The sequence below is a fragment of the Muricoprocola aceti genome (genome assembly GCF_025567005.1).
GTDB classification, from domain to species: Bacteria; Bacillota; Clostridia; order Lachnospirales; family Lachnospiraceae; genus Marvinbryantia; species Marvinbryantia aceti.
Genome location: NZ_JAOQKE010000025.1, coordinates 1 through 15,819, shown reverse-complemented (window position 1 = coordinate 15,819; position 15,819 = coordinate 1). Strand labels below are relative to the sequence as shown.

General features: G+C 42.6%; 19 protein-coding genes, 1 tRNA gene, 1 pseudogene and 2 riboswitches. Of the genes and pseudogenes, 6 read left to right on the top strand and 15 right to left on the bottom strand.

The genetic code is table 11. The features are described 5' to 3' along the window. Window position 1 precedes the first annotated feature (1 nt). The 5 genes from OCV47_RS14055 to OCV47_RS14035 all read right to left on the bottom strand — a co-directional run bounded on the left by OCV47_RS14055 (window position 2) and on the right by OCV47_RS14035 (window position 2,567). The gene (locus tag OCV47_RS14055; protein WP_262655691.1) at window positions 2–235 is read right to left on the bottom strand and encodes a polya polymerase; all 234 of its coding nucleotides are present in this window, start codon (window positions 233–235) and stop codon (window positions 2–4) included. Between the two features lie 149 nt (window positions 236–384). Then, a complete protein-coding gene (locus tag OCV47_RS14050; RefSeq protein WP_117449515.1) occupies window positions 385–756 on the bottom strand; it encodes a RidA family protein in 372 nt (123 codons plus the stop codon). Window positions 757–791: 35 nt separating this feature from the next. Next, window positions 792–1,628, bottom strand: a complete 837-nt coding sequence (locus OCV47_RS14045) for a CvfB family protein (protein WP_262655690.1) — start codon at window positions 1,626–1,628, stop codon at window positions 792–794. Between the two features lie 11 nt (window positions 1,629–1,639). Further along, window positions 1,640–2,362, bottom strand: coding sequence for an acyl-[acyl-carrier-protein] thioesterase (locus OCV47_RS14040; protein WP_262655689.1), 723 nt, complete (start codon window positions 2,360–2,362; stop codon window positions 1,640–1,642). Window positions 2,363–2,495: 133 nt separating this feature from the next. Continuing rightward, window positions 2,496–2,567: transfer RNA gene (locus OCV47_RS14035), tRNA-Gln, on the bottom strand. A 163-nt stretch (window positions 2,568–2,730) separates the two neighbouring features. Then, window positions 2,731–2,827, top strand: a riboswitch (THF riboswitch). Between the two features lie 146 nt (window positions 2,828–2,973). On the opposite strand from OCV47_RS14035, the gene folE reads away from it, so the two are divergent. Genes folE through folK form a run of 4 tightly spaced genes read left to right on the top strand, consistent with a single transcriptional unit; the run spans window position 2,974 to window position 5,684 of the window. After that, window positions 2,974–3,531 carry a GTP cyclohydrolase I FolE gene (folE, locus tag OCV47_RS14030; protein ID WP_117449540.1) on the top strand — a complete coding sequence of 186 codons (558 nt, stop codon included), beginning with the start codon at window positions 2,974–2,976 and terminating at the stop codon, window positions 3,529–3,531. 3 nt (window positions 3,532–3,534) lie between these two features. Further along, window positions 3,535–4,017: an HD domain-containing protein gene (locus tag OCV47_RS14025; RefSeq protein ID WP_262655688.1), complete on the top strand. Its 483-nt coding sequence runs from the start codon at window positions 3,535–3,537 to the stop codon at window positions 4,015–4,017. Window positions 4,018–4,041: 24 nt separating this feature from the next. Further along, a complete protein-coding gene (folP, locus tag OCV47_RS14020) occupies window positions 4,042–4,848 on the top strand; it encodes a dihydropteroate synthase (RefSeq protein ID WP_117449519.1) in 807 nt (268 codons plus the stop codon). A 14-nt stretch (window positions 4,849–4,862) separates the two neighbouring features. After that, entirely contained in the window at window positions 4,863–5,684 is an 822-nt protein-coding gene (gene folK / locus OCV47_RS14015) for a 2-amino-4-hydroxy-6-hydroxymethyldihydropteridine diphosphokinase (RefSeq protein WP_262655687.1), read from the top strand. A gap of 61 nt (window positions 5,685–5,745) precedes the next feature. Here folK and OCV47_RS14010 read toward each other — a convergent pair whose 3' ends face one another. Both OCV47_RS14010 and OCV47_RS14005 read right to left on the bottom strand, forming a co-directional pair. After that, window positions 5,746–7,110 (bottom strand): MATE family efflux transporter, encoded by a 1,365-nt coding sequence (locus OCV47_RS14010; protein WP_256297161.1) that lies wholly within the window; start codon window positions 7,108–7,110, stop codon window positions 5,746–5,748. A 21-nt stretch (window positions 7,111–7,131) separates the two neighbouring features. Further along, entirely contained in the window at window positions 7,132–7,545 is a 414-nt protein-coding gene (locus OCV47_RS14005) for an SseB family protein (RefSeq protein WP_256297163.1), read from the bottom strand. Window positions 7,546–7,853: 308 nt separating this feature from the next. On the opposite strand from OCV47_RS14005, the gene OCV47_RS14000 reads away from it, so the two are divergent. Further along, window positions 7,854–8,312 carry a ferritin-like domain-containing protein gene (locus OCV47_RS14000; protein WP_262655684.1) on the top strand — a complete coding sequence of 153 codons (459 nt, stop codon included), beginning with the start codon at window positions 7,854–7,856 and terminating at the stop codon, window positions 8,310–8,312. Between the two features lie 56 nt (window positions 8,313–8,368). Here OCV47_RS14000 and OCV47_RS13995 read toward each other — a convergent pair whose 3' ends face one another. The 3 genes from OCV47_RS13995 to OCV47_RS13985 all read right to left on the bottom strand — a co-directional run bounded on the left by OCV47_RS13995 (window position 8,369) and on the right by OCV47_RS13985 (window position 10,639). Continuing rightward, the gene (locus OCV47_RS13995; protein ID WP_262655683.1) at window positions 8,369–8,614 is read right to left on the bottom strand and encodes a hypothetical protein; all 246 of its coding nucleotides are present in this window, start codon (window positions 8,612–8,614) and stop codon (window positions 8,369–8,371) included. A gap of 17 nt (window positions 8,615–8,631) precedes the next feature. Next, window positions 8,632–9,366: a glycoside hydrolase family 5 protein gene (locus tag OCV47_RS13990; RefSeq protein WP_262655682.1), complete on the bottom strand. Its 735-nt coding sequence runs from the start codon at window positions 9,364–9,366 to the stop codon at window positions 8,632–8,634. An 85-nt stretch (window positions 9,367–9,451) separates the two neighbouring features. Next, window positions 9,452–10,639, bottom strand: coding sequence for an MFS transporter (locus OCV47_RS13985; RefSeq protein ID WP_262655680.1), 1,188 nt, complete (start codon window positions 10,637–10,639; stop codon window positions 9,452–9,454). A 112-nt stretch (window positions 10,640–10,751) separates the two neighbouring features. Here OCV47_RS13985 and OCV47_RS13980 point away from each other — a divergent pair, with 112 nt between their 5' ends. Then, window positions 10,752–11,660, top strand: coding sequence for an AraC family transcriptional regulator (locus OCV47_RS13980; protein ID WP_262655679.1), 909 nt, complete (start codon window positions 10,752–10,754; stop codon window positions 11,658–11,660). A gap of 66 nt (window positions 11,661–11,726) precedes the next feature. Beyond that, a riboswitch (cyclic di-GMP riboswitch) is annotated at window positions 11,727–11,830 on the bottom strand. Window positions 11,831–11,844: 14 nt separating this feature from the next. Here OCV47_RS13980 and OCV47_RS16095 read toward each other — a convergent pair. The 5 genes and pseudogenes from OCV47_RS16095 to OCV47_RS13950 form a co-directional block, all read right to left on the bottom strand. Then, window positions 11,845–12,523, bottom strand: a pseudogene (locus OCV47_RS16095) (DUF6198 family protein). A 66-nt stretch (window positions 12,524–12,589) separates the two neighbouring features. Further along, window positions 12,590–12,928 (bottom strand): helix-turn-helix domain-containing protein, encoded by a 339-nt coding sequence (locus OCV47_RS13970; RefSeq protein ID WP_262655678.1) that lies wholly within the window; start codon window positions 12,926–12,928, stop codon window positions 12,590–12,592. Further along, window positions 12,922–14,097 (bottom strand): hypothetical protein, encoded by a 1,176-nt coding sequence (locus tag OCV47_RS13965; protein WP_262655677.1) that lies wholly within the window; start codon window positions 14,095–14,097, stop codon window positions 12,922–12,924. Before OCV47_RS13965 ends, OCV47_RS13970 begins: the two co-directional genes overlap by 7 nt. Window positions 14,098–14,213: 116 nt before the next feature. Beyond that, window positions 14,214–14,486, bottom strand: a complete 273-nt coding sequence (locus tag OCV47_RS13960) for a hypothetical protein (protein WP_262655676.1) — start codon at window positions 14,484–14,486, stop codon at window positions 14,214–14,216. A 774-nt stretch (window positions 14,487–15,260) separates the two neighbouring features. Further along, window positions 15,261–15,440, bottom strand: coding sequence for a hypothetical protein (locus tag OCV47_RS13950; protein ID WP_262655674.1), 180 nt, complete (start codon window positions 15,438–15,440; stop codon window positions 15,261–15,263). Between the last annotated feature and the right edge of the window lie 379 nt (window positions 15,441–15,819).

The following is a 15,819-nucleotide window of genomic DNA, read 5'->3' as shown; positions in this document are numbered from 1 at the left end:
ATTAGCCGTTGATCATGAAGTTCAGCAGTTTATCTACATCTTCCTTTTCATATGCAAGAATCTCCATCTCCGGGATCTCACCATTGGAGAAGATATTTGCCAGGGAAACATACTGGCACAGCTTAGACTTCAGATTCAGTCTGTCACCTTCACCTGTTATTAATTCTACTTTTCCCTTGCAACTGTCAACTACATCAAAAAACTTGTTAATGTCTGTAATATTCTGTACTTTCATCTTATACTCCTTTCATCGCAATTCTCTTCTGCGATCCACTTTTCTTATCTCTCTTTGCTACACCCATACTATATGCGGTTTGCAGCAAAATTACAAGTGATTTTACAGCTTTCTCCATTTTGACGAGAAATTATCAAAGTTTGTTTTGCTTATTTTATTGCAATTGCTTCAATCTCCAGCAGTACATCCTTTGGTAATCGTGCAACTTCCACACAAGATCTTGCCGGGAAAGTACCAGTGAAGTAGTCAGCATAAATGGCATTGATCTTACCAAAATCCTCCATATTCTTGATAAACACGGTAGTCTTTACTACTTTTTCAATAGAACTGCCTGCCTCTGCAAGAAGGGCTGCAATATTAGAAAATGCCTGCTTTGCCTGTGCTTCCACACCTTCCGGGATCTCTCCTGTTGCCGGATTTACCGGAATCTGGCCAGAAGTATAAACCATTCCATTCACCTCGATAGCCTGTGAATACGGTCCGATTGCTGCCGGTGCTTTGTCTGTACTGATAACGTTCATGTCTTTTTCCTCCTTATGTGATTTCATTGTTTACATTATTTTATCTTACGAATTGCTCTTTCCGTAATTTCGATGCGTCCTTCTTTTAATAAATGGCCAACTGCACGCTTAAATGCATTCTTGCTTAATCCCATCTCTCGCTTGATGACTTCCGGAGATGCCTTATCTGTGAACGGAAGCACCCCTGAAAATTCTTCGATCGCCAGCATCACAGCTTCCGCATCTTCATCAATCTGCAGATACGCCTTTTCTCTTGCAGACAGATCCAGCTTGCCATCTTCTTTCACTCCGGTTACTCTTGCAGAAATCTCCTCTCCGATCCGATACTTTCCCGCTGCTTCTTTCTGTGGAATCAAACCGGAATAACGATTGTCCACCGCCACGAATACCCCGAATCGTTCACTGATCTGATAGATCGTCCCTGTCACATGATCGTCTTTCTTGTATGGCGAATCAGTCTGCAGATATTCGTAAACATTCATCGTGGCACAAAGACGGCCACTTTTATCTACATATAATGCTGCCAGACATTCCTCTCCATCGCGCACTTTCCTGGTCTGCTGCTTAAACGGAAGCAGAATATCTTTTTCCAGTCCCCAGTCCAGAAATGCTCCAATCTTTGCCACTTCTTTTACTTTCAGCATTCCCACCTGTCCCAGTTCCAGCTTCGGCTGTCTGGTAGTGGCAATCAGCCGGTCTTTGGAATCCTTATATAAAAATACATTCAGTTCGTCACCGATCACGGCATGCTCAGGTACTTCCTTCTTTGGAAGAAGCACACGTTCCTCTTCTGCGCCTTCTTCTGCCAGATATACTCCAAAATCTGTTCTTTTTACAATCTTTAATGCCTGTCTCTTTCCTAATTCTAACATATATTCTTCACCTAATCTGTCTTTCCTGTTTTACAAAATTCCACTACTGCAAAAGATCTGCCTTCTGCACCACGCAAATCCACCGTCACATAGTCCTCTCCTGCACTGATCACCGGGTAGATCACATCTCCCAGTACAGCCTGGCTCCTATATTCTGCCCTTACTCTGGCAATCTTCCAGTCCTTGGGGATATACTCCTGTGCCATATCAATATACTGTGCATTGTTCACATGATGGTTCGTATCCAGATGATGTCTGCATACTTTAAATGCTTCTCTGGCCACGCCGCCTTCCGGTATCTTGATCTTACGGGAAGTCTTCCCCATCTCCAGCGCTGGTTCCATTGGATAGGCTTCCTGTACTTCCTGATCTACCCGCACCGGATGGCCAGTGTGAAGATCTACGTAGATCCAAAGGGAATTGGCACAGGCAAGTGTTCTGCCACCCCTATCCAGCATACGGTAGTTACGTTCTCCCTGAAACCCTTTAAATGCGTGAGCCCAGGTCTGAACTGTCACTTCTTCTCCCAGTACAGGCAGTCTCACCAGTTCAATCTGCCAGTAAGCCAACACCCATACTTTACCTTTTGCCAGCATATCATCTACACCATTCCCCAGTTCTTCTGACTGAAATGTACTGCAATCCTGGAAATAATTGATCAGCCCCGGCAGGGTCAGGCTCTTCTCTTCTCCGGTCTCACTATATCGGATACGACTCTGAAACTGATACGGCATAGCTATCTCCTTTTTGTTCCTGTAATTAAATATTATCCTGCAATGGATTATAACAAAAAAAGTAATGGATGCAAAGTGGGTTTTTCGTCGTTCGTACAAAAAAAGAGATGTTCAAACGAACATCTCTGAAAAGCTGGGCTACAAGGATTCGAACCTTGAAATGACGGAGTCAGAGTCCGTTGCCTTACCATTTGGCGATAGCCCAATGTCACAACACAATGTATTCTATACTAACTTTTTCAAAAATGCAAGTACTTTTTTAAAATTATTTCAATTTTTTTTGAAAAAGTCTTGTTTTATATGTTGCTTATCTACTTATTTAATGCTATAATCCTTGCGACTGGTAAAATACCAGACAGAAGCTATTATGCAAAATAGGATTTCATGCGTCAAGTGTTCCGTGGATGGGGAGTTGCCATAGAAACGAAAAGCTCGTCTTACGATATGAGATTCGCACCCGTTGCAACATATAGATGCCATACATCTTGATTGTGAAGGGACAGTAAATTTTTGTAACTTATTACTTGATCAGGATGTTTTTTTATGTCATTTTTCAACTCTTTGGAAACATTCTGATTACTATCATTTCAGGAGGTTTACTTATCATTATGATGATGGATCACGAAAAGATTAAAGAAGGTGTCCGCCTTATGCTGGAGGGCATCGGAGAAGATATTCACAGAGAGGGGCTGCTGGATACACCGGATCGTATTGCCAGAATGTGTGAACAGATCTACGGCGGTCTTTACGAAAATGCAGCTACCCATCTTTCCAAGCAGTTCCATGCAACCAATAATAATATTGTATTAGAGAAAGATATCACTTTCTACTCAACCTGCGAGCATCATTTACTCCCATTTTATGGCAAGGCACACGTTGCCTACATTCCAGATCAGCGTGTGGCAGGTTTAAGCAAACTGGCAAGAACGGTGGAAGTATTTGCCAGAAGACCTCAGATTCAGGAGAATCTGACTGCACAGATTGCCGATGCACTGGAAGAATACCTGCAGCCAAAGGGCGTTATGGTCATGATCGAAGCCGAACATATGTGCATGACCATGCGTGGCGTCCAGAAGCCTGGCAGTAAGACAGTTACCACCATTGTGCGTGGTGCTTTTGCCGAAGACTTCACTCTGCAGCAGACATTCCTGCAGATGGTGAAAGGCTGATCTATGAAACGGATACAGGATATTTTTACCCATCCGCTTTATCAGGAACAGCTATCGCTCCTGATGGATGCCGAAAAGGACCGCATCTTCTGTCGCCATACTGTCGAGCATTTTCTGGATGTAGCCAGGCTCATGTATCTGTATAATCTGGAAGATTCCGCTGGTCTCGAAAAGGAACTGATCTACGCTGCTGCTTTCTTACATGACATTGGCAGATATGAACAGATCGCAAAGGGAACGCCCCACGATATCGCAAGTGCCAGAATGGCTAAGACCATTCTGAATGATTGCGGCTTCTCTGACAGAGACATCTTGGCGATCCAGGATGCGATCCTCCATCACAGGGGTAATGAAAATCATGGTGAATCACATCTTGCCCGTTATCTGTACCGTGCTGACAAGCAGTCCCGCAACTGCTTCTGCTGTCCTGCCAGCAGGGAATGTAACTGGCCTTTATCGAAAAAAAATATGGAAATTGACTATTAGATAAAATCAAAAGGAGTTCCTGTTATGAAAATTGGAAATCATGAATTTGATACAGCAAATGAAACATATATTATGGGCATTCTGAATGTTACCCCAGACTCTTTCTCAGATGGCGGACGTTTCAACCATATGGATGAGGCTCTCCGTCATGCAGAAGAGATGATCACAGATGGTGCTGCCATCATTGACATCGGAGGAGAATCTACCAGACCAGGATATACTGTGCTCTCTGATGAGGAAGAGATTGCCCGTGTGACCCCGGTCATCGAGGCAGTAAAGTCCCGTTTCGACATCCCTGTCTCCATTGATACTTATAAGGGAAATGTGGCAGAGGCAGCTCTTCAGGCCGGTGCTGATCTGGTCAACGATATCTGGGGCTTTAAGTTTGACTTCAAAGTTGCCGAAATGACTGCAAAGTATCAGTCAGCCTGCTGTCTGATGCATAACCGCAAGGAAGCCGTCTATGACAATTTTCTTCAGGATATGGTAAAAGATATGGAAGAATCCATAGCTATCGCACGAAAAGCCGGTGTGGCAGATGATAAGATCATGCTGGATCCGGGTGTAGGCTTTGGTAAGACCTATGAGATGAATCTGGAAGCTATCAACCATGTAGATGTACTGCTTCCTCTGGGATTCCCGGTTCTTCTTGGCACTTCCAGAAAATCTGTCATCGGTAATACCTTAAATCTTCCGGTTGATCAGCGTGTGGAAGGTACTCTTTCTACTACTGTGATCGGTATGCTTCGCGGATGTGCCTTTGTACGTGTACACGATGTAAAAGAGAACAAACGTATTATTGACATGACAAAAGCTATTTTAAATGCTTAACTGAGGTAATACATATGGATAAGATTACAATCAAGGATCTGGAGATTTACGCCAATCATGGTGTATTTCCAGAAGAAAATGTACTTGGTCAAAAGTTTCTGGTGACTGCAGTATTACATACAAGCACCAGAAAAGCGGGACTGACTGACGATCTGACTGCTTCCGTGCACTATGGTGAAGTCAGCCATCTGATCAAAAAAATTGTATGCGATAATACCTGGAAGCTGCTGGAACGGATCGCCGAAGAAGTGGCTGCTACGATTCTTCTTACCTATCCTCTGGTTTCTCAGGTGGATCTGACCATTAAGAAACCATGGGCACCGATTGGTCTGCCTCTGGATACGGTATCTGTCGAAATCAGCCGCGGCTGGCACACCGCTTATATTGCCCTGGGCTCCAACATGGGCGACAAAGAGGCCTATCTGAAAGGTGCGATTGAAGCATTGGACTCTGCACCTGACTGTCAGGTAACTGCGGTTTCTGATTTTCTCATCACAGAGCCTTATGGAGGTGTGGAACAGGATGATTTCTTAAACGGTGCACTGGCACTGCGCACACTGCTTTCTCCTGAAGAACTGTTAGACCGTCTTCACGAAATCGAGTATGCGGCCCATAGAGAACGGATCATTCACTGGGGGCCAAGAACGCTGGATCTGGATATTCTGATGTACGATGATCTGGTACTGGATACTCCAGATCTGCACATTCCACACATTGAACTACACAAGCGTGACTTTGTACTGATTCCGCTGGCAGAGATTGCACCATGGAAGCGTCATCCGCTGATTGGCAAAACAGTTGCACAGATGCTGGAAGAAGTAAAAGATAAACGCTAGATCATATGGGAAAAGCCCACGATTTTCGCCGTGGGCTTTATCTGTTTCGTGCCGAATATATCTAATTTTGCGCTATTTGTCTTAAAATCTTCTTTCTCACAAACCAAAAGCATACCACCTGCAGGATAATCGTAATTCCCCAGGAGCCCGGATAGCATACAAACAGGAACCTTAAGGTTCGGTGATGTGGAAAAGCTCCGAAGATCCAGATAATTCTGGTTCCTACTGTTCCGATTATGGAGAGAATCATTGGTACACCGGAATGTCCCATTCCACGAAGTGCACCAGGAAACAGATCCATAATGCCACAAAGGAAATACGGCATAATAGTGATGGACATGATCTCCATGGCGTGGGTAATGACTTCTGGATTACTGGTGTAGATCCGCAAAATCTCCGGGCCGAAGAACCAGAAGCAGCTTCCCATGATCAACGCAACCGCAACCGTCAGCACCAGGCAGTCTCTCAACACCTTGTCCATTCTCTTATAATTTCCCACACCGTAATTCTGGCTCGTAAAACTCATGCAGGCCTGCGTCACTGCATTTACCGAAACATATAAGAATCCCATCAGATTATCCGCAGCCGTATAGCCTGCCATAGATACTGATCCAAATGAATTGACCGAAGACTGCAGTAACACATTGGAAAAATTAATGACTGTGCTTTGTATACCTGCTGGTATCCCTACCTGAAAAATCTGCTTCAGGTAATATTTTTTGATACACAATCTTGAAAAACGCAGTTGATAACTACCTTCCGTATGATGAAGACAGCGCAGCACCAGCGTACAGGATAACAGCTGTGAAATCACCGTCGCGATGGCTACCCCTTCTACACTCATATGAAATACAATCACAAAAATCATATTCAGGCAGGCATTGGTAATTCCCGACACAATCAGAAACATCAGTGGCCGCTTCGTATCTCCCACTGCCCGCAGGATTGCCGCTCCGTAATTGTACATCATGAAAAATGGCATTCCAAGGAAATAAATCCGCATGTATAATGTAGACTTATTAATTACATCCTCTGGGGTTCCCATCAGTTCCAGCGCGCCTCTGGCAAAAATCTGTCCGATCACCGCCATCATCACACCACTGACCAGCGCCAGCATAATAGCAGTATGTACCGTTTCGGACATCTCTTTTTCCCGTCCGGAAGCATAGAACCTGGCTGCCAGTACATTGGCTCCTAAGGATACCCCAATAAACAGATTTGTAAAAGTATTAATCAATGCCGTAGTAGATCCCACCGCTGCAAGAGCCTGGCTCCCGCTGAATCGTCCTACTACGATAACATCCACTGCGTTGAACATCAGCTGCAGAATACTGGACAGCATCAAAGGCAGCGCAAAGGATATCAGCTTGTCCATAATGGAGCCATGACACATATCAATCTCATATTTATTTTTCTTCAATTCCATCTCTCCCCTTTATCCACAATTCTATTGTTCTGTTCCCACTACAATGTGAATAAGATTCTTATTTAACATCAATGTGCGATTCCATGGATTCAGAATCACCCCCTCTATTTTCTCGGTCCGAAGCGCCATCTGAAACAGTTTTCCAATCTCTGCGGTAAATGCAGACATCACCGCATTGCTGCCTTTCATCTGTTCCTCAAAGCTGGTATATGCTGCAAACCACAGCTTTCCTTCTCCCGTCTGCACGGTCTGTATCTGCAGACTGTCCATAGCTCCAGACGGATCCACCGCTACAATCAGATGCCCATCCTCTTTCATTCTACGGCGCACCACCGTCAGTGCATGGGCCAGCATCTCCTGTGTCGGTTCCTTCTGCAGCTGCCAGATTGATTCTTCTATCTTCTCATTTCCCTTTAAATTCTGATCTTTTTCCATATATCTTCTTTCGCTCCATATCTTTGTCTATACTTTTCTTATACGAAACGGGTCAATTTCATTCTATCAACGTATTTCTTTCAAATTAAGACCGCTTACCTATTATAACAGTAATTCAAGAGGAATCCACCCCCTAAATTTTCCAAATAATTTCTATTTCATTTTTCAGAATTTCTGTATAACTCACACATTTTCCACACATACTACGGTCAACATCGCGTAAGCCGCACTGCATGAACATCGCAGACAGGCTAATGCGGTATAACTATCATGTAAGGGCACTTTCTGCCCGGAAAGGATCATTCTCTATGTTATTAAGTGAAAAAGAACGTGCTGTCATTGAAGATCTTCAGACACAGGAAAAAAGCTGTATCGAAAAATATGGACGTTATGCTCAGCAGGCCAGGGATCCGGAACTGAAAAATCTGTTTCAGACTCTTCAGGAAAAGGAGCGAACCCACTATACTTCTCTGTCTAATGTACTGAACGGTCAGGTCCCATCCTGCAACTGTAATGACTCGGATGGCCGCAATTATACGCCAAAAGCTACTTACACGGAGATTGCTGTCTCCGAAGACAAGATGCAGGATGCTTTTCTGGCTACCGATTGCATTGCTACTGAAAAGCTGGTTTCCGGAGAATATAATACGGATGTTTTCGCCTTTGGTTCCAGCGATATCCGAAAGCTCCTGGCTGATATCCAGGTGGAAGAACAGAATCATGCTGAAATGCTCTACAAATACAAAATGACCAACGGTATGGCGTAAACCAATGGGACGGAGTTTTCTGGCTTTCTTGAGCCAGAAAACTCCGTCCCTGATGGTTAACTGTTTTTCCCCAGTGCCTTCTTTCTGGCACGATATTTGGATTGAATATATTTTCCTGCCTTAGACAAATCTTTTGTTTTCCAGTTTCCTGTCTTCCTGGTTTTGGATGCCAGCAGAGAGCAGGATTCTTTTTTATTACTGAGACTCCAGCAAAAATAGCTGACATTTTTTTTATTCAGTCTTTTCAACCACTTTCCGGTAGATCCGGTACTGATTCCGCCATTTCCACTTGCTGCTGACATACCGAACTCTGAAACGATCACTGCCAGTCCTTTCTTTCAGCTCTCATCCAGCTTCGAAGGCAAATATTGACTGTGTTTTTTTCATTAGCGTAAAAATGCAGGGAGTACATAATATTTTTATATCCCTTGATTGGATGATTGGCCACTTCACTGCCAAGCTGAGACCAGTTCGGCGTTCCCAGAATAATCACTGCATTGGCATCATTTTGCCGAATGACTTTGATAATCTGCTCCGCATAGTCTCTTATGGTATTCCAGCTACATCCATTGGGCTCATTGCAGATCTCATAAATCACATTTTTCTGATTCTTATATTGCACCGACATTGTGTCAAAAAAGCTTTTCGCTTCTTTCAACTGTTTCTTAGGATTACCGTCTTTTAAAATATGCCAGTCTATGATCACGTACATTCCCAGATCTGTGGCATATTTTATCCCATTACGAACCTGCTTCTTCAGATTTTCCTTATTTCCTCCGGCACAATAACCATTATATTCCGAGGTATACATGGCCAGACGCACTGCATTGACTCCCCAGTCATTCCTCAATGTTTTAAAAGACGCTTTGTTCACATAAGGCGCTCCCACGTCCCAGTTGATCCCATGGCTGCTGATACCACGAAGCTGAAACTTCTTTCCTTTTGCATCTATCAGATCCACGCCTTTTACGCTCAGACGACCATGTGCCGCTACCGGAGTCTTAGCTGCCGAAACTACGATCCCCTGACCAAGCAAAATGCATATTGTCAACAAACATACTTTAAAATAACTTTTTTTACTTTCACATTCTTTCCTGTCCTTTCCCTCAATACAATTTTTCCTGTGTCTATATTTTTTATTATTTTGCAATGCCTTTTACTTTTTTGCATAGAATGATTCCAAGTAGTAATAAGATCGGGAATATCACTCCCGCCAGAATTCCTTTTTTCAGGTTATCACCTGCCACGCTGGATACCATGCCAACCAGTGTAGGTCCTCCGGAGCAGCCAACATCTCCTCCCAGTGCCAGCATGGCAAACATCGCTGTGCCGCCTCTCGGTAAGGATGCCGATGCCTTACTAAAAGTACCCGGCCACATAATACCAACAGATAACCCACACAGTGCACAGCAGATCAGATTGATCTGTGCCACCGGAACCAGCGCAATTCCCAGATAAGATACAATACACAAAATACAGCTCAGACTCATGAATTTATCCAGAGAAATTTGTTCTCCATATTTCCCATAAAAAGCTCTGGAGCTTCCCATAAGAATAGCAAAGACCATAGGACCTGCCAGATCTCCTGCTGCTTTGGTGATACCCAGACCTTTTTCTGCCAGCGTAGATGCCCACTGACTGACCGCCTGTTCACTGGCTCCTGCTGAGATCATCATGATCAGTAAGATCCAGAAAGCCTTGATCCCAAACAGTTCTTTCAGGCTCAAGCCAGTCTCTCCCTCCTCCATCAGCGGAGCAATCGGAACCTTTGTAAAAACAATGGCATTGGCCAGTGGAATCACCGCCCAGATAATCGCCAGCATTCTCCAGTTTTGAATACCTGCGGTTGCAAAAAATATCGTAGAAATCAATACCACCCCCACATGTCCCCAGCAGTAAAAGGAATGCAGCATACTCATGGCTTTTTCCTTATTTTCTGACGGACAGGCCTCCACTACCGGGCTGACCAGAACTTCCAGAAGACCACCGCCAATGGCATAGATCATAACGGAAATCAATATTCCGGCAAAAGCAGATGGCAGTATCTCTGGTAATATGGTCAGAAGTATCAGCCCCAGCGCAGATAAAATATGCGCAATAATCATAGATACCCGGTATCCAATCCGATCAACAAAGCTTACCGAGAGCAGATCCACAAGAAGCTGTGTTCCAAAATTAAACGTTACCAGCATGGTAATCTGTGACAGTGGTATCTGCCAGGTTCTCTGAAATGTCAGAAATAACAATGGTACAAAATTGTTTACAATTGCCTGCACAATATATCCCACGAAACAGGCTGTGATGGTTTTATTGTATTCGTTCTTCATTTTCTTTCCTCCCTTTATGGAATTATATCGCAATAAACTCTCTCTGTCATTGCACAAAACCGTTTTATTATGGTACAATATCCCAAAATAACGAATTTTTTGAGGTAATACCATGAATATAAATATTTCTTCCGCTACCAGTATTATAACCGATGAAAATTTTCACGAATCCATTTCTCATGGAAACCAGAGCTTTCCGTTTTCTTATTACTACGAAGATATCTGGTCTTTTGACTTTCACTGCATCGACTGGCACTGGCATCATGAAGTGGAATTTGTTACTGTATTGTCTGGTACCGCATTTTGCCTGATCGGGGATGAACGTATTGAACTTCCTCAGGGAAGTTCTATTTTTATAAACAGCGGTATTCTTCACCGCTTTGAAGCTCATGAAAGCACAATCATTCCAAACATTGTTTTTTCCCCATCTGTCTTTGCACCGGAAGACAGCCTGATCTACCAGAAATACATTGTCCCTATACTGCATTCTTCTCTTTCTTATCAGATATTTTCCCCGAAAATTCTATGGCAGAATTCTGTCGCTCAGATTCTGTCTTCCCTCTACGCACACCAGCAATCTGCTTCTGTCAGTGAACTGCACACGGTACGTCTGCTTTTTGATATCTGGGATATTTTGTTCCGTCATATGGATCTTTCCTCTTCAGATTCTGTTCTTCTTTCCAGTCGCCGCAGATCTGCCCGCCTTCAGGTCATGATGAAGTTTATTCAAGATCATTTCCAGGAAGATATTTCTCTGGAACAAATTGCTGCTTCTGTATCCATCAGCCCAAGCAGTGCCCTGGCAATTTTTCAGTCTGGCATTCGCACCTCACCAGTAGCATACCTGATCCAATATCGCCTCTCCTGTGCTGCCAGACTGCTTTCCACAACAAAAAATCCCGTCTCCTCCATAGCGGAAGAAACAGGATTTTCCAGTTCTGGTTATTTTTGCCGCAAATTCAAAGAACGCTACCATATGAGTCCAAACTCGTATCGCAAACAAATGAATGCTCTTCTTTGAATCGTATATTCATAAATCACGCTCTCCATATGTCTTCACATAAAAATGCCGTCTAATAAGCAACACTTATGCAACCGGCTGTCATAGTTTTCCAGCTTTCTCATGCTGCGAAACCCCAGCTCCTACAGGCTTTGTGTCCCTGTCTTTCGGCAGGTTTACCCAATGTCCAATTATTGTATTTATTTTACACTATTTTCTTTGTCATGAAAGAGACAAATCTCACATGATGATCCATCCATTCACCAATCTTTCCAATCACTTTGCCCATAGTAAAAGCGGCTGCTATTGTTCCAATTCCAAGTCCACGGATATGTCCCAGAAAAACAGCGGTCAAAAGTCCGGTCACTGCAAGACAGATCAGGTCAAAACTCACCTTTACATTTGCATACTTCCAATTCTTAATGGCTGACAATTCTCGTGGGAATAAATCAGTCGGTACAATCGGCAGACCACAACGGTTGGACAATGCAATGCCGATCGTAATCAGCAAATAGCCTGCTGCAAAATAAAATACTCTATATGGAATCGTCATTGGCAGATCCGTCAGATGCATCTCATACACATCCAACATCATACTGAATGCAAATCCCACTACGAAACTGAATAAGTAATTCGGCACAAACTTCTTTCTACTACAATATCATTAGAGAAAGGATCAGGCTTCCCTGAAAAACATAGGTCCAAGTTCCAAGAGTCAGCCGTGGCAATACCAGTGAAAATGCATATGGTACACTGGAAATTGCTGAAATGCCAGATCCAGACATCAGCATCAGAACCACGCCCAGGCTGTTGATTAAAATCACAATCAGCAGAGCCAGTTCGCCTCGAAGTATCGGCAGCTGTCTTTCTTCTTTTTCTATCATGTTTTCATACCTCCGTTCTCACAAGGCTCTATTGTAGAACCGTGCGAACGGAGTTGCAAGAGTTTTTTATTTCATTTCCCGCAGAGCAGTCAGATATCCAATCAGCCGATCCTTCTGTCTGCTTTGCAGATTGCGAAATCCTTCCAGTAATAAAGTTTCATCCCTGTCCAATGGCAACAGGAAATCTACTTCTCCTTCTGACGAGACATTCTGCTCTGAAAGCAGTTCATAAGGCGTCACCTTCAGTACCTCGCAGATCTTCAGAATTCTGTCAGCAGATGGATTCGTCCTTTTCCGCCTCCAGTCACTGATGGTACTCTGGGAGATCCCGGTTCGCTCCGAGAACTCCTTCTGCGTTAACTGATTCTTTTCTATATAGTAAAATATCTTTTCACTGATTAGCACTGTTTTTCTCCCTGTTCCATAAGTACTTTTTTTATCTGCCTGATGATTGTCTTCATATCATACAGCAGCTGGCTGTTCAGAACCTTAAAGCTGATCTCTTTTCCCCGTCCTCCATACCGTTCTTCATAGTATCTTGCCATTTTTTCATCATGATCCTTATATCTGGCTTTCCCGATCAGGTAAGCATTGGAATTGGCGCAGTCCGGATAGCCCAGGCTTTTTTCGATATGGAACAGTTCTGGTTGTTCATTTAAATCCTGCTCTAAAACAGACAGCTTCTCCAGAAACCATGTTGTTACTTCTGGATAATGTTCTCGAATATATAACAGATTTCCATGAAGACAGACGGCACTTTTTTCCATTAATTTTCGTTCTTCTGCATTCTCCAGCTGTGCAAATTCATCCTGCTGCAACGGCCGACCCTCTATGGATCTCTGTAACTGTCCAAGCCAGAACATCTTTTCTGGAAAGCTGTCCGGAAACATAAAATAAGTAGAAAATTCATGGTCTATCATCGGTGCCACCCGTAGTATCTCTCCTGTCTCATCGCACACAAATGCCACATTTTCATAATGATAATTCTGATCGCCTTTCAAAATCGAGATCAGGATCTGTCTGGCCAGTTCCTGCGCCATCTCCTGATGCTGCTGAAAATAATCTGCTTCCAGAATCTCTGTGTAATCATAAAACATCTGGCAATAGTTCACATATTGATCAATATGCACCTTTTTATCCGGGTATTTACGGAAAAACTCCAACAGATTCATCAGGTGTTCACCTTCCTGATAAATCACAGGCGACACAGTCCCATAATCGTAATACTTGCCAGTCTCTGCTTCATATCCGTAACAAAACGCCAGTCTGTACTGAGGCGTGGGCATAAAATAGGCATTGATCAGCCATGACCAGAACACTTCTGCATAAGCAAATAGTGGTGTGGAAAGAGGCTTAGATTTTGTAAGTGGTTTAAAAACCAGCCGTCCATCAAAAACCGGGAAATACTTTTCTCCCTTTACCACACCAACCGCTTCAGCTGTCAGATTACCAATGCGGTCTGCATAATGAAAAATCTCAGGGATATCATTGAGTTTTTGTGTTGTCATGATTCTCTCCATCTTTCCAAATACAATTCCTTCTCTCTGAGAATGTTCTGCCAATAATCTGTGCAAGCTTCGAGGAATCCTTATCTTCTACTATCTGTCTTACCATTTCTTGGTGTATTCATTCTATATTCCATTTTGACATTGTCTATTCGAAGTATATGCGGCGTCGTATATGGTGTCAATCATTTTGTTTTCTCATTAGCATTTGCTATGTATTTTTTATAGTGATTTATTCCATTTTTCAGCAACCGATAGATCACTGTTCCATCTTTTCTTCCAAAACGATGTAAAGAACCAGTGTACCATTCCTTCTTTTCACAATTTTTCCGTTCATCTATAAAATCTATAATCTTAGCCGTTCTTTCCGTATATGCAGTTCCTTGTAAAAGTTCTCTGATCTCTTTTTGTACTTTATTTATCTCCTCTATTCTTGCACACTCTGCTGCCAGGTCCAACGTAAACATTCTGTTTTTCAGAATTTTTCTTCTCTGATCCTCCTCTGGCATGGTAAAAAAAGTCAATGCCGTCTCTATATTTCCAGCCCGAACTACCTGAACCTTTTTGGTCTCTGCATCCATCTGAAAAAAATCAATGACTGCCTGAAATCCCTTATCATTGCTGATAATTGCAATCTGCTTTTACCCACGTTCACTGAGCACACCGCATTCAGAAACTATATAAAAATCAAGAGCATTCTTTCCTGCTTCCTTTAACTTCACCACTTTGAATCTGCATCCACTGCACTTTATTTCCTGCATATAATCATAGCGTATCTTGCCACAGCAGCCACTGTAAAAAAAACCAATGTATCTGTTTCCTGTAATACATCCACGCCACGCAGACCATTTGCATTTCCAACATTCTCATAATCAACAAGTATTGCTGCTATGATTTTCTCCCCATTTAAGCAAAATTCTACAATACGTATCGTTTATACGTATATTATTATAAAATAACAGATATGTCAATCGTTTTGACATACCCACAAATAAATTTATATTCTGTTTTTCTTTACTGGATGGCGAATGACTGTCTTATTGCTGCATTCTAAAGTTCGCCTGTTTTGCTACATATTACCCTCTTTTCCTGTCTTGTAGATAATCACATAGTCTTCCCATCCACTGCTGTGGTGTCAACGTAAAAGCATTATCACCAGATTCTGCTTTAAATCTATCGAATTCGATAGGTTTAAAATTTGGATTGTGAATCTGTTCCATTGGCATCTATTTTCATATAAGAGTCATGGAACCTGCCAGGTTGTCCAACATGGTGTCAGCCATATCCTGTGCTGCATCTTTTGAATTTCCGATTGCATTGGAAAGATCATTATAATCCTGTTCTGAAGCATTGATGATAGCAAGCATACGCTCATAACTTCTTTTCCGAAAATGGTGGATACAGAATGGCATTCAGCCTCATATTCTATGGTGGACTTCGGTCTGCAAAGCTTGCTGACGCTCTCAATGAAGTAAGAGCCACATATGATAATGCAGAAGATAAAAACGTACAGCATCATAAAATAACAAAAAATCCCCAAAAATAAGACACTTTCTCCCAATTAACATCTCCGTAGCATCACATACAAAAATAAAATCCCGGAAACCCTTGTAAATGATATGCTCCCCATATGGTAGACAATGGAAATATCCAAAAATCTATCATATGAGGAGCATATTTTTATGTCTAGGAAACAGTATAGTAAGTCCAGCTAATAAATGTCAATAAGAAATTTAAAAAATATTGATTATATTTTAGGACTAAAAAAGGGCGCACTTATCCCTTGGTGAA